The organism is Limnohabitans sp. TEGF004, assembly GCF_027924965.1.
GTDB lineage: Bacteria > Pseudomonadota > Gammaproteobacteria > Burkholderiales > Burkholderiaceae_C > Limnohabitans.
The window spans coordinates 1854526-1867596 of the sequence record NZ_AP027056.1 but is presented as its reverse complement, the minus strand read 5'-3'; the positions used below and the strand labels follow the sequence as shown (position 1 = coordinate 1867596).

Below are 13071 nucleotides of genomic sequence, written 5' to 3'. Positions count from 1 at the left end.
ACATCCATTCCAATTTCATCACTGAATAAGACGCCATGCCTCACATCATTTCGCTGCAACCGCGCATCATCGATATTCCAACAGTTCGGCCTCATAAACTGTCCTTTGGTTCAATACAGCAACAAAGTTATTGCATCGTTCGGATCGAGTTGTCCGACGGTGCAGTGGGGTGGGGCGAGGCGGCCACCATTGGTGGTGCGTCTTGGAATGAAGAGTCCCCCGAGAGCATCTTGCATGCAGTCAAGGCGTATTTGACGCCAGCAGTTCTCAACCAAGAAGCAGGTGGTTTTGAATCGATTTTGCTTCGCATGGATAAAAGCTGCCGTGGCAACTACTTCGCCAAAAGTGCCGTTGAGATGGCGCTCATTGATGCAGTGGCTCGGTCTCAGAATTTGCCAGCTTGGCAATTGCTTGGCGGTAAGTTGCATGAGCGTTTGCCTTTGGCTTGGACTTTGGCGACAGGCGATGTTGGCAAAGATCTAGAAGAGGCTTACCGAAAACTAGAAGAGCGGCGTCACCGCATCTTCAAAATAAAAATTGGCGCACGTTCGCCGCAAGACGATGTCGCACTGGTCAGTGCCATCGCGCGCGAATTGGCTGGTAAAGCACGATTCACGGTGGATGTGAATCAGGCTTGGGATGTCAATACGGCTCGAAGATACGTCCCCGAATTGGCAGATGCTGGTGTGGACTTGATTGAGCAACCTGTTGCAAAGTGGAACATTGAAGGTTTGACTTCGTTGGTCGGTATGCAGATGCGCACGCTCATCATGGCTGATGAGAGCGTTTGTACACCTCAGGAGGCACTCATGTTGTCAAAACAAAACGCGTCACATGTTTTTTCACTGAAAGTGGCAAAGCATGGTGGCTTACTTCGCACACGCAAAGTCGCTGCGGTTGCCGAGGCTGCTGACATCGATTGGTATGGCGGCACGATGCTCGAGACATCGCTGGGCAGTGCTGCATCGGCGCACGTTTTCTCGACGCTCCCAGGTAAGCACCATGGTTGCGAATTGTTCGGGCCGCAACTGCTGGTTGACGACATTGTCGAGACACCCATGTTGGTGAAAGACTTCGATTTGCATATTCCAGATGGTCCAGGATTTGGCGTCACGATTGATGAGAAAAAGCTCGATCGCTTCGACAGAGAGAAGCAAGGCCTGACCCCCACACATTTTGATCTCGGACGCAAATAAGCATCCTGAAATCAGCCAATTAACCCAAGGAGAAATTAATGTTGTATCTCGTGCGCATGGATGTTCGTATTCCCACAGGTGCTGATCCTAAACAGATGGATGAAATCAAGGCTCTCGAAAAAGCGTATTCGCAAGAGCTGCAGCGTGACGGACGTTGGGTTCATTTGTGGCGTGTCGTCGGTGAGTACGCCAACTACAGTGTGTTTGATGTGAGTTCAAACGATGAGTTGCATCAGCTTCTTTCTGCGTTGCCTCTGTTTCCATACATGGAGATCCATGTCACACCTCTGGCTCAACATCCATCTTCCATTGTCTGAGGTCATGATGAAACTTCACAAACTAGTCAACAGCGTCAGCTTGAAATGGCTGGCTATTGCAGCCTGCGGTTGGATGGCCATCTCATCTGTGCATGCAGCCTATCCAGACAAACCCATCCGCTGGATTGTTCCGTTCCCACCTGGTGGCGCCATGGACAGTATTGCGCGCTCTGTTGGCGAGCAGCTGTCGCGCAAGTTTGGGCAACCTGTGGTGATTGAAAACAAAGCGGGTGCGGGTGGTAACTTAGGCGTTGACTTCGTGGCCAAGTCACCTGCCGATGGTTACACCATGGTGATCACATCCATTGGTATGGTGACCAATCGTCACTTGTACGCCAAGTTGGGCTATGACCCAATCAAAGACTTTGCGCCGGTGTCGATGCTGGCTGTCGTGCCCAACATGCTGGTGGTCAATCCAACGAAGGTGAAAGCAAAAAGCCTGCGTGACTTGATTACTGAAGTCAAGGCAAAACCCGGAAAGCTGACCTATGCATCAGCAGGTAACGGAACTTCAATCCATTTGGCCGGTGAGTTGTTCACATCCATGACCGGTTTGGACATCCAACACATCCCTTATCGCGGCAGTGGCCCTGCTGTTTCCGATTTACTGGGTGGACAAGTGGACATGATGTTCGACAGCGTGTCATCGGCACGTCCCTATGTACAGGCAGGTAAGTTGAATGCCTTGGGTGTCACCACGTCAAAGCGGTCAACCGCCATGCCAGAAGTGCCAACCATTGCAGAGGCTGGCGTTCCAGGGTACGTGCTTTCTCCTTGGTTTGGTGTCTTCATGCCTGCAGCAACGCCGCCCGATATTGTGAAATTTATGAATGTAGCGTTGATCGAGGCGATGAGCCGCACTGAAGTCAAAGCGCGCTTCTCCGTATTAGGTGCGGAAGCGATTGGCAGCACACCAGAAGCATTTGCTTCTAGTTTGCTGGCAGAGAGCGCGAAATGGGAAAAGCTCATTCGCGAGAAAAATATCCAGCCTGACTGAAAGAGAATGAATGTCTGATATTTACTCAGTGCAACTTTCAGATGGACCAGGACTTCCAGTTGTCGTGAGCCATGCCTTGGGCCTGGATCACGCCATGTGGTCGGGCTGGATAGATGCCCAAAAAGGACAACGTCCCATATTGGCGTATGACCATCGTGGACAGGGCCGATCTAAGCTCGGCTTGCGCCCGCTTGATTTAGACCTCTTGGTAGAAGATGCAGCCACACTCGTCAACGCGTGGAAGCGCGGTCCTGTCGTCTTCGTAGGCCTGTCGCAGGGTGGCATGGTCGGGCAAGGATTGGCCATCAAGCACCCGAGTTTGGTGAGGGGACTTGTGTTGGCTCACACCGTAGGGAGTTATGCACCTGCAGCGCAAGCCGCTTGGAAGGAGCGCATCGCTATTGTTGAGCAGCGCGGAATAGCAGCTGTTGTCGACCTGATTTCACAGCGGTATTTGTCTGAAGATTTTCGAGCAAACAACCCTCAAGTCACAGATGCACTTCGCGCTCAGATTTTGGCTAACGATGCAAAAGCCTATGTTGCCAATTGCCAAGCGGTTGCCAGCGTCAATTGGTTGAATGATTTGAAATTGATCGGCTGCCCCACCTTGGTTTTAGCTGGAGCGTTAGACATGGGGGCAACGCCAGCGATGGCAGAAGCGATACATCATGAAATCTCAGGTTCGCAATTAGAAATTTTTGAGCATGCATCTCATCTGAGCCCACTTGAGCAACCAGAAAAATTCCAACACGCTGTTGGTGAGTTTTTAAATAGACTTTGAGTCTATTTCCCCGCCTTTTTATTTGAAAAATTTCATAAAAATATGATCAACAAAATTTGCAAAAGTATTCCTGATGCTTTGTCCGGAATCAAAGACGGATCGACGGTCTTGATTGGCGGTTTCGGTACTGCCGGTATCCCAAATGAGCTCATCGACGGATTGATTCAGCATGGTGCACGCGAACTGACAGTCGTCAACAACAACGCTGGCAACGGAGGCACCGGGTTGGCTGCCTTGCTCAAGGCAGGACAAGTACGAAAAATCATTTGTAGCTTTCCTCGGCAAGCTGACTCATACGTCTTTGATGAGCTCTATCGAAGCGGAAAGATCGAGTTGGAGTTGGTACCTCAAGGGAACTTGGCTGAACGACTTCGTGCCGCTGGCGCTGGTGTTGGTGCGTTCTACACGCCAACTGGCTTCGGAACAGAGCTGTCATTGAATGTAGACGGAACACCCAAAGAGACGCGTCGTATCAATGGCAAAGACTATGTGCTCGAGTATCCAATCTACGGCGATGTGGCCTTGATCAAAGCTGAAACGGGCGATCGTTGGGGGAACCTAACCTTCCGTAAAGCAGCGCGTAATTTTGGACCTGTCATGGCCACTGCAGCCAAATGCACCATTGCAACTGTTCACGATGTGGTCGAACTGGGCAAGATGGATCCTGAGTCAATCGTGACCCCTGGAATATTCGTCTCACGCATCGTGAAGATTGAACGCGTGGCGACACAAGCGGGCGGCTTCAAGCAAGCTGCGTAAGGAAAACTTGTATGACTAATTACACAAAACGAACAAAGCAAGAACTCGCTCAGCGCGTGGCGCAAGATATTTTTGATGGCGCGTATGTCAATCTTGGCATCGGTCAACCCACACTGGTTGCCAATTACTTGCCTGAGGGCATGGAGGTCGTCCTTCACAGCGAAAACGGCATCCTAGGGATGGGACAGGCACCGTTGACTGGAGAGGAAGATTACGACTTGATCAACGCTGGCAAGCAGCCTGTGACCTTATTGGCAGGCGGTGCTTATTTCCATCATGCAGACAGCTTTGCCATGATGCGTGGTGGTCATCTCGACATCAGTGTTTTGGGCGCATTTCAGGTGTCAGCGACTGGCGATCTTGCCAATTGGAGCACGGGTGAAGCAGGTGCGATTCCTGCGGTGGGTGGTGCGATGGACTTGGCGGTTGGTGCCAAACAGACTTGGGTCATGATGGATCTCCTCACTAAAAAAGGCGAGAGCAAGGTTGTGCAAGAGTGCTCATATCCCCTCACGGGATTGGGCTGCGTCAAGCGCATTTATTCTGATTTGGCAACGTTGGAATGCACCCCTGAAGGTTTGAAGCTGATCGATCAAGTGGATGGTTTGAGCAAAGAAGAGCTTGAACGACTCATCGGTCTCCCAGTTCACGTCTGATGAACAAAAATCAGGACTGAAATGTTGAAGAAGAATTTTTAAGAGAACTCATATGACTGAAGCCTATATTTGCGATGCAATTCGTACCCCCTTTGGACGTTATGGCGGCGCGTTGAGTAGCGTTCGTGCTGATGATTTGGCCGCAGTTCCAATCAAGGCCTTGATGGAGCGCAACCCCACAGTCGACTGGTCGCAAGTGACCGATGTGCTTTATGGCTGTGCCAACCAAGCCGGCGAAGACAACCGCAACGTGGCGCGCATGGCTGCTTTGCTCGCAGGCTTGCCCATGGAGGTGCCAGGTGGCACGATCAATCGCTTGTGTGGTTCAGGCTTAGACGCGGTGGGCACCGCAGCACGCGCCATCAAATCGGGCGAAGCGGCGCTGATGATCGCGGGCGGTGTCGAGAGCATGAGCCGTGCCCCCTTTGTCATGCCCAAAGCCGAGAGCGCATTCAGCCGCAACAACGCGGTGTATGACACCACCATTGGCTGGCGCTTTGTGAACAAGCTCATGAAGGCGCAATACGGCGTGGACAGCATGCCCGAAACCGCAGAAAACGTGGCAGTCGATTACAAGATTGAGCGCGAAGCGCAGGACCAAATGGCTTTGCGTAGCCAGCGCAATGCATTGGCCGCCATCCAAGATGGTCACTTTGCACGCGAAATTTGTGCTGTGACCATTCCCCAGAAAAAAGGCGATGCTTTGGTGGTGAGCCAAGACGAACACCCACGCGACACCAACCTAGAGTCGTTGGCCAAACTCAAAGGTGTGGTGCGCCCCGAGGGCAGCGTGACAGCAGGCAATGCCAGTGGCGTGAACGATGGCGCTTGTGCTTTGTTGTTGGCCAACGAAGCGAGCGTGAAGCAATATGGTCTGACGCCCAAAGCTCGCGTGGTGGGCATGGCCACTGCTGGCGTGGCTCCGCGCGTGATGGGCATTGGCCCTGCGCCTGCCACTCAAAAAGTGCTGGCACAAACGGGTTTAACGATTGAGCAAATGGATGTCATTGAACTGAACGAGGCTTTTGCTGCTCAAGGCCTGGCCGTACTGCGTATGTTGGGCTTGAAGGACGACGATGCCCGCGTGAACGCTTGGGGCGGTGCCATTGCGCTGGGTCATCCCTTAGGTGCTTCGGGCGCGCGTTTGGTCACCACGGCCATCAACCGTTTGCACACCACAGGTGGGCGCTATGCGCTGTGCACCATGTGCATTGGGGTGGGGCAGGGGATTGCCTTGATCATCAAGCGGGTTTGAACTAAACCTTTCCTATTTTTAGTGGTCGTCTTTGGGCGCGAGATAATCTGCTCATGACTTTGATTTCAATTCTTGTGGGTACCTTAGTTGCCGGCATGGGCAGTGTGTGGCTGGCGGCCTTGTTGGCTTATGCGCTGCTGTCGCGTTTCACCCAGCATTTGTTGAGCCTTGCGGCGGGCGCTTTGCTCGCGACGGCGTTCACACGCCTGTTGCCAGAGGCTTTTGAGCTGTCTGTGGAGGCGGGCGTTTCAGCACATGCTTTGTTCGTGGCGCTTCTGGTGGGCTTGGTGTTTTTCTTCTTGCTCGACAAAGCTGAGTTGTGGCACCACGGGCATGAGCATGGGCATGACCATGACCATGCTCACAGCCATGCACACGACCATACGCATGAACACGCACATCACACGCACGATGTGCATCACCAGCATCACGACCATAGCCACCACAGCGGTGGCTGGGCGGTGCTGTTGGGCGACAGCGTGCACGCCTTTGGCGATGGCATTTTGATTGCGGCGGCTTTTGTGGCAGACCCGCGTTTGGGTGTGGCCGCTGCGTTGGCGGTGATGGCGCACGAAGTGCCGCACCATGTGGGCGACTTGGTGGTGTTGCGCCAAACGCTGAGTAACCCACGCGCTGCCTTGTTCAAACTCACGCTGGCCGGTGGCGTGACGGCGATCGGTGGCGTGATGGGCTATCTGCTCGTGGGTGCATTGCACGAGTACTTGCCGTTTTTCTTGGTGGTGGCTGCCAGCAGCTTTATTTATGTCGCGCTGGCTGATTTGATTCCGCAGTTGCAAAAACGTCTCTCGCCGAAAGAGACAGCAGCCCAAGTGGCTTGGCTGTTTGCAGGCATTGCCCTGGTCGCCGCTTTAGGCGAGTGGGCACAGCACTGATTTCAAGATCTTTTGCAGGGCAGGCTAGGGGTGTTGCACCACTCGCTCCAGCTGCCTGCATACAAGGCGGTGCGTCCTAGGCCCGCTACTTCCATGGCCAGCACATTGGGCACAGCGCTCACGCCACTGCCGCAGTGGTGCACCACGGTGTCTGGTTTGGCATCACCCAGCAAGGCAGCAAATTCAGCACGCAATTCGTCTGCGCTTTTGAAAAAACCCTTGGCGTTGAGGTTGGTGTTGAATGGGCGGTTCAGTGCTCCGGGAATGTGGCCTGCCACAGGATCGAGTGGCTCCACCTCGCCGCGATAGCGCGGTGCGCCGCGTGCGTCGATGAGGGTTTGTGAGCCGTCGTTCAAATGCGCAGACACGGTGGCGGTGTCTACCAATCTCACCAGCGGCTCGCGCAGTGCAAAGTTGCCTATCGCCTGCGTGGTTTTGGTCGCTGTAGTTGTCTCGCCTGAAGTCACAGAGCCACTCGCAGCCACCCAAGCTTGAAAGCCACCATCCAGCACGGCCACAGCATCGTGGCCACACCACTTGAGCATCCACCACAAGCGGCCGCAGTAGTTCATGCCGTTGCGGTCGTACACCACCACTTGGGTGTCTTGGTTCACGCCCATGCTTTGCAACCAAGCTGCAAACACGTCGCGCTGGGGCAGCGGGTGGCGGCCACCATTCACGCGCTTGCTTGCGTCGTGCGTGGCGAGGTGAAGGTCCAGGTCAGCGTGTTGTGCGCCTGCGATGTGTTGCTCTACATACTGGGCGTAGCCTGCCGATGGGTTCATCAAATCGAAGGTGCAGTCAAACACAGCCACAGCCGCACCGCTGGTTTGGAAGGCTTGGAGTTGAGCAACAGAAATGAGTGTGGTGTACATGGTGTTTTCCTTTGCGGCTTCAACGCTTCACGGATGATGAGTGGTGTCAGTGTTCTTCGGCAGGTGTTTGTGGTGCGGCACGTGCACGCAGCAAAGTGGCAGAGATGCCGCTTAGGGTAATAAGTGCCATACCCGCCCAACCGATGAGTGGGATGTCATCACCAAACAGCAGCAAGCTGTAGAGCGCAGCAAACACAATGCCCGAGTATTGCAAGTTGGCCACCACCAGCGTGGCGCCGTGGCTGTAGGCGCGTGTCATGCACAGCTGACCGAGTGAGGCAAAAATGCCCACGGGGATCAGCCACACCGCGTGCTCCCACTCCCAAGTAGAGATACCCATGAATGCCATACCTGCCAGTCCTGCCAGGATGGTGCCGATGGCAAAGTAAAACACGGTGCGCGTTTCGGGTTCTCCAATGCGCCCCAAGGCCGTGACTTGCATATAAGCAAAGGCCGCGCAAAAGCCAGACATGAGGCCAATGAGACCTGCATAAATTTGGTCTTGTGCCATGGTGGGTCGCAGCACCATGACCACGCCCGCAAAGCCGGCCATGACGGTGAGGGCTAAGGGGCCTTGTGACCAAGCGCTTTGACCTTCACTCGGTTTCCAATTGATGAGAGAGCCGCCCACGATGAAGGCGGCAATCCAAACGCTGCTCATGTAGTTGAGCGTCATGGCAGTGGCCAGTGGCAGCTTGGCGATGGCGTAAAACCAAGCACTCAATGAGGTAACACCGATGATGGACCGCCACACGTGCATGCCCAAATATTGGGTGCGTAGCGAGATGTTTTGTTGTTGCGCAATGACTACTAAAAAAATGCAACCCACAACGCCACGGTAGAACACGAGTTCAGCCGAGTTGAAGTGGGCGGAGCCATATTTGACGCAAACCCCCATGGTGGCAAAAAAGGCTGCACCCAGCAGCATCCACAGGGCTTGCATGCGTATGGCTTAGCTTTGTGCGAAGTTGAGTTTGCCGCGGTACCACTCGTGGAAGTGCTGCATGCCGTCTTCCATCGGGCTTTGGTAAGGGCCGACTTCGTTGTCGCCGCGCTGCATGAGAGCCTTGCGACCTGCGTCCATGCGCTCAGCAATTTCGTCGTCCTCAATGCAGGTTTCCATGTAGGCCGCGCGTTGGGCTTCGACGAACTCGCGCTCGAAGGCCACGATTTCTTCTGGGTAGTAGAACTCCACCCTGTTCAACGTTTTGGTGGGGCTGACAGGGTGCAGTGTGGACACCGTCAGCACATGTGGGTACCACTCCACCATGATGTGAGGGTAGTAGGTGAGCCAAATCGCACCGCGCTCGGGCAGCGCACCGCTGCGGTAGTTCAGCAGCACGTCGTGCCATTTTTTGTAGACGTCAGAGCCGGGTTTGCCAAAGGTGTTGGCCACGCCCACGGTTTGCACCGAGTACTCGGGCTTGAATTCCCATTGCAAATCGTCGCAGGTGACAAAGTTGCCCAAGCCAGGGTGGAAGGGGCCGACGTGGTAGTCCTCAAGGTAGACCTCGATGAAGGTCTTCCAGTTGTAATTGCACTCGTGCAGCTCGACGTGGTCGAGGGCGTAGCCATCAAAGTTGAGGTCTTTGGCTGGGCCCATGCCTGCGAGGTCAGCCAAGATGTCGCGGCCGTTGTCTTCGAACAGCATACCGTTCCACTCGCGCAACTTGTAGTTGTTGAGGTTCAGACAAGGGTCGTGCGAGAAGTGGGGCGCACCCAGCAATTCGCCAGAGGGTGCATACGTCCAGCGGTGCAGAGGGCACACGATGTTGCCACCGGCAGAGCCTGGAGCTTGGGTGTTGAGTGAACCACGGCCCTTGAGCATCACCGCTTGGCGGTGACGACACACGTTGGATACCAGTTCTACGCCTTTGGCCGAGCGCACAAGAGCACGCCCTCCGCCTTCATGCGGCAAAGCATAGTAATCGCCCACATTGGGCACAGCAAGCTGGTGGCCCACATAACGGGGCCCTTGCTGAAAGATGGTCTCCAGTTCGCGCTGAAAAAGCGCGTCATCGAAATAACTGGTAACTGGTAGTTGGCTGTGCGCCTGCTGCAGTTGAAGACTTAAATCAGACATGGGTGACCTGACCTAAAGACTCCCCACAGGGAGATAAGTGGACAAAAATAAATCGGCCCGAAGGTCGATTGAAGGATGCCCATTGTACCCAAGGGGGTCAACCATGCCCCGCATGCAGCCTAAAATGGCAGGCTATTTGACCCACCTCAAAACGGATATCCGCACACCATGCCCAAGGCCAAAACCACCCCAAGCGGCGCAGAAACTGCGCCCGTCAGCTATGAGGCTGCTTTGAAAGAGCTGGAAGGCTTGGTGCAGCAAATGGAGTCAGGCCAGTTGCCATTGGCTGATTTGTTGTCTGGGTACCAACGTGGTGCCGAACTTTTGGGTTACTGCCGTGCACAACTGGACGCGGTGGAGCAGCAAATCAAGGTGCTCGACAACGGGGCTTTGAAATCTTGGACACCCACGTGAGCGCTGCGATGACCCCCTCTATGACGTCTAACGAACTCGACCAATGGACTAACCACTGGTTGGCTGTTGTTGAAGACGCGTTGTCTGACTGGATTAGTCCTCAAGCTCCCGCAGACTTGGGTGAGGCTATGCGCTACGCCGTGCTCGATGGCGGCAAGCGTTTGCGCCCCCTGTTGGTGTTAGCGGCGCGTGAGGCCGTGGCCCACGGCCAGAAAGATGCAGCACTGGACGAGGCCGCATTGCGCGCCGCTTGCGCCGTAGAGCTGATTCATGCTTATTCACTGGTGCACGACGACATGCCTTGCATGGACAACGATGTGCTGCGCCGTGGCAAGCCGACCGTGCATGTGCAGTTTGGTGAGGCCCAGGCCTTGCTGGCGGGCGATGCTTTGCAGGCCTTGGCCTTTGAGTTCCTCACGCCTGACGCATCTTTGATTCCCTCTTGCGTACAAGCCCGGCTTTGTCGTTTGCTCGCCACCTCAGCCGGTCACGCCGGCATGGCCGGTGGTCAAGCCATTGATTTGGCTAGCGTGGGTGTGGCGTTGACTGAAGACCAGTTGCGCCAAATGCATCGCCTCAAAACTGGCGCCTTGTTAGAAGGCAGCGTCATGATGGGCGCAGCGTGTGGAGAAACCACACCGCAAGCGCTGAGTGGCTTGAAGCGCTATGGTCAAGCCTTGGGCTTAGCCTTTCAGGTGGTGGACGATATTTTGGATGTCATCGCCGATTCAGCCACGCTTGGTAAAACTGCGGGTAAAGATGCCGCGAATGACAAACCTACCTACGTGTCGTTGTTGGGTTTGGAAGAGGCAAAGTCATATGCGCAGTCGTTGTTGCGCGAGGCGCTCGGTGCCTTGCACAGCACAGGCTTGACGCACACCCACACGCTGGCCGCGCTGGCCGAGCGCGTGGTGAACCGGAACACTTGAATACACATGCCTAATTTGTTGCAAACCATCAATTCACCCGCAGACCTGCGGGCTGTGCCGCGCCACCAGTTGCCAGCACTGGCCGATGAGTTGCGTTCGTTCGTGCTCAACAGCGTGGCCAAAACAGGTGGACACCTCAGCTCTAACCTCGGCACGGTTGAGTTGACTGTGGCTTTGCACTATGTGTTCAACACACCGCACGACCGTATCGTGTGGGATGTGGGTCACCAAACTTACCCACACAAAATCTTGACGGGTCGTCGCGACCAAATGGGCACGCTGCGCCAACGCCACGGCCTGAGCGGTTTTCCGCGCCGTGACGAAAGCGAGTACGACGCCTTTGGCACGGCGCACTCGTCCACCAGTATTTCGGCTGCTTTGGGCATGGCCATCGCCGCGCAACAAAAAGGCGAACAACGCCACGCCATCGCCGTCATTGGCGACGGGGCGATGACGGCAGGCATGGCCTTTGAGGCTTTGAATAACGGCGGTGTGTCCACGTCTAAGTTGCTCGTCATCTTGAACGACAACGACATGTCCATCAGCCCACCCGTGGGTGCGCTCAACCGCTACTTGGCGCAGCTCATGAGCGGTAAGTTTTACTCGGCCGCCAAAGAGGTGGGCAAGCAAGTGCTCAAAGGTGCACCGCCCTTGTTTGAGTTGGCTAAGCGCTTTGAAGAACATGCCAAAGGCATGGTCGTGCCAGCCACTTTGTTCGAGAAGTTCGGCTTTAACTACATCGGCCCGATTGATGGGCATGATCTTGAGTCACTTATTCCCACGCTGGAAAACATCAAACACTTAGAGGGCCCGCAGTTCCTGCATGTGGTCACCAAAAAAGGCCAAGGCTACAAGCTGGCCGAGGCCGACCCTGTGGCCTACCACGGCCCGGGTAAGTTTGACCCCGCCGTGGGTTTGGTGCCTAGCACGGGTGTTGTCAAAACCACCTTCACCCAAGTGTTTGGTGATTGGCTGTGCGATATGGCTGAGCACGACCCATTGCTGGTGGGTATCACGCCCGCCATGCGCGAGGGCTCGGGCATGGTCGAGTTCAACAAGCGCTTCCCCGAGCGTTATCACGATGTGGGCATTGCTGAACAACATGCCGTCACGTTTGCGGCGGGTTTAGCCTGTGAAGGTTTGAAGCCTGTGGTGGCGATTTATTCCACCTTCTTGCAACGTGCGTATGACCAAGTGATTCACGATGTAGCACTGCAAAAGTTGCCGATGGTGCTGGCGCTCGACCGCGCAGGCATTGTGGGCGCGGATGGTGCCACGCACGCAGGCTTGTACGACATCCCGTTCATGCGTTGCATTCCCAATGTCAGCATGGCCTGTCCTGCGGACGAAAACGAATGCCGTCAGTTACTGACCACCGCTTACCAACAAGACCATTGCGTGGCCGTGCGTTACCCCCGCGGTGCTGGCGCTGGCGTGCCTGTGACGCCTGGCTTGAATGCGTTGCCTTTTGGTAAAGGTGAGGTGCGTCGCGAAGGCAAGCGCATTGCCATCCTCGCGTTTGGCACGCTGCTGTACCCAGCGTTGCAAGCGGGTGAAGCACTCAATGCCACGGTGGTGAATATGCGTTGGGCCAAGCCACTCGATACCGAGTTGTTGGCTCAAATCGCAGCCACGCACGATGCCCTGGTGACGGTGGAAGAGGGCGCCATCATGGGGGGGGCAGGCTCTGCGGTGTTGGAGGCGTTGCAAGACCTGCAACAGCCCAAACTGGTGTTGGTATTGGGCATTGGTGATGTGTTCACCGAGCACGGAGATCCGGTCAAGCTCTTGGCTGAATTGGGGCTGGATGCAGCAGGCATTCAAGCGGCCATCGAAAAGCGTTTTGCAACGCTTTTGAATTAACTTTCCATTGAAGTAATTTCAAGCCTTCTGAAGAATTTTGAAATACAAGTTCT

The 13071-nt window shown here is 55.0% G+C and carries 14 protein-coding genes; 11 read left to right on the top strand and 3 right to left on the bottom strand.

Translation table 11 applies throughout. The annotated features are described in order from the left end of the window. The first annotated feature begins 35 nt into the window (after positions 1-35). From LINBF2_RS08950 to LINBF2_RS08915, 8 genes are read left to right on the top strand one after another with little or no spacing between them, the layout of a single operon-like run. Positions 36-1196 (top strand): muconate cycloisomerase family protein, encoded by a 1161-nt coding sequence (locus tag LINBF2_RS08950; RefSeq protein WP_104800962.1) that lies wholly within the window; start codon positions 36-38, stop codon positions 1194-1196. 38 nt (positions 1197-1234) lie between these two features. Continuing rightward, positions 1235-1513 carry a muconolactone Delta-isomerase gene (gene catC / locus LINBF2_RS08945; RefSeq protein WP_104800961.1) on the top strand — a complete coding sequence of 93 codons (279 nt, stop codon included), beginning with the start codon at positions 1235-1237 and terminating at the stop codon, positions 1511-1513. 7 nt (positions 1514-1520) lie between these two features. Continuing rightward, positions 1521-2510 carry a tripartite tricarboxylate transporter substrate binding protein gene (locus LINBF2_RS08940; protein WP_281891316.1) on the top strand — a complete coding sequence of 330 codons (990 nt, stop codon included), beginning with the start codon at positions 1521-1523 and terminating at the stop codon, positions 2508-2510. 10 nt (positions 2511-2520) lie between these two features. Then, positions 2521-3291 (top strand): alpha/beta hydrolase, encoded by a 771-nt coding sequence (locus LINBF2_RS08935; protein ID WP_281888270.1) that lies wholly within the window; start codon positions 2521-2523, stop codon positions 3289-3291. A gap of 42 nt (positions 3292-3333) precedes the next feature. Beyond that, a complete protein-coding gene (locus tag LINBF2_RS08930; RefSeq protein WP_281888268.1) occupies positions 3334-4050 on the top strand; it encodes a 3-oxoacid CoA-transferase subunit A in 717 nt (238 codons plus the stop codon). Positions 4051-4061: 11 nt separating this feature from the next. Next, positions 4062-4706 (top strand): 3-oxoacid CoA-transferase subunit B, encoded by a 645-nt coding sequence (locus LINBF2_RS08925; protein ID WP_281888267.1) that lies wholly within the window; start codon positions 4062-4064, stop codon positions 4704-4706. Positions 4707-4758: 52 nt separating this feature from the next. Continuing rightward, the gene (pcaF, locus tag LINBF2_RS08920; RefSeq protein WP_281888266.1) at positions 4759-5961 is read left to right on the top strand and encodes a 3-oxoadipyl-CoA thiolase; all 1203 of its coding nucleotides are present in this window, start codon (positions 4759-4761) and stop codon (positions 5959-5961) included. Between the two features lie 53 nt (positions 5962-6014). Next, positions 6015-6854 carry a ZIP family metal transporter gene (locus tag LINBF2_RS08915; protein ID WP_281888264.1) on the top strand — a complete coding sequence of 280 codons (840 nt, stop codon included), beginning with the start codon at positions 6015-6017 and terminating at the stop codon, positions 6852-6854. Between the two features lie 2 nt (positions 6855-6856). Here LINBF2_RS08915 and LINBF2_RS08910 read toward each other — a convergent pair whose 3' ends face one another. The 3 genes from LINBF2_RS08910 to LINBF2_RS08900 are packed head-to-tail and all read right to left on the bottom strand — an operon-like array spanning position 6857 to position 9812. Beyond that, complete coding sequence (locus LINBF2_RS08910; RefSeq protein WP_281888262.1) at positions 6857-7729, bottom strand: sulfurtransferase; 873 nt, start codon at positions 7727-7729, stop codon at positions 6857-6859. A 46-nt stretch (positions 7730-7775) separates the two neighbouring features. Further along, positions 7776-8672 carry a DMT family transporter gene (locus LINBF2_RS08905; protein WP_104800953.1) on the bottom strand — a complete coding sequence of 299 codons (897 nt, stop codon included), beginning with the start codon at positions 8670-8672 and terminating at the stop codon, positions 7776-7778. A gap of 9 nt (positions 8673-8681) precedes the next feature. Further along, positions 8682-9812 (bottom strand): aromatic ring-hydroxylating dioxygenase subunit alpha, encoded by a 1131-nt coding sequence (locus tag LINBF2_RS08900; protein WP_281888260.1) that lies wholly within the window; start codon positions 9810-9812, stop codon positions 8682-8684. Positions 9813-9980: 168 nt separating this feature from the next. On the opposite strand from LINBF2_RS08900, the gene LINBF2_RS08895 reads away from it, so the two are divergent. The 3 genes from LINBF2_RS08895 to dxs are packed head-to-tail and all read left to right on the top strand — an operon-like array spanning position 9981 to position 13018. Then, positions 9981-10226, top strand: a complete 246-nt coding sequence (locus LINBF2_RS08895) for an exodeoxyribonuclease VII small subunit (RefSeq protein WP_281888259.1) — start codon at positions 9981-9983, stop codon at positions 10224-10226. 8 nt (positions 10227-10234) lie between these two features. Beyond that, positions 10235-11155 (top strand): polyprenyl synthetase family protein, encoded by a 921-nt coding sequence (locus LINBF2_RS08890; protein WP_281888257.1) that lies wholly within the window; start codon positions 10235-10237, stop codon positions 11153-11155. Between the two features lie 6 nt (positions 11156-11161). Further along, positions 11162-13018 (top strand): 1-deoxy-D-xylulose-5-phosphate synthase, encoded by a 1857-nt coding sequence (gene dxs / locus LINBF2_RS08885; protein ID WP_281888256.1) that lies wholly within the window; start codon positions 11162-11164, stop codon positions 13016-13018. Positions 13019-13071: the final 53 nt, after the last annotated feature.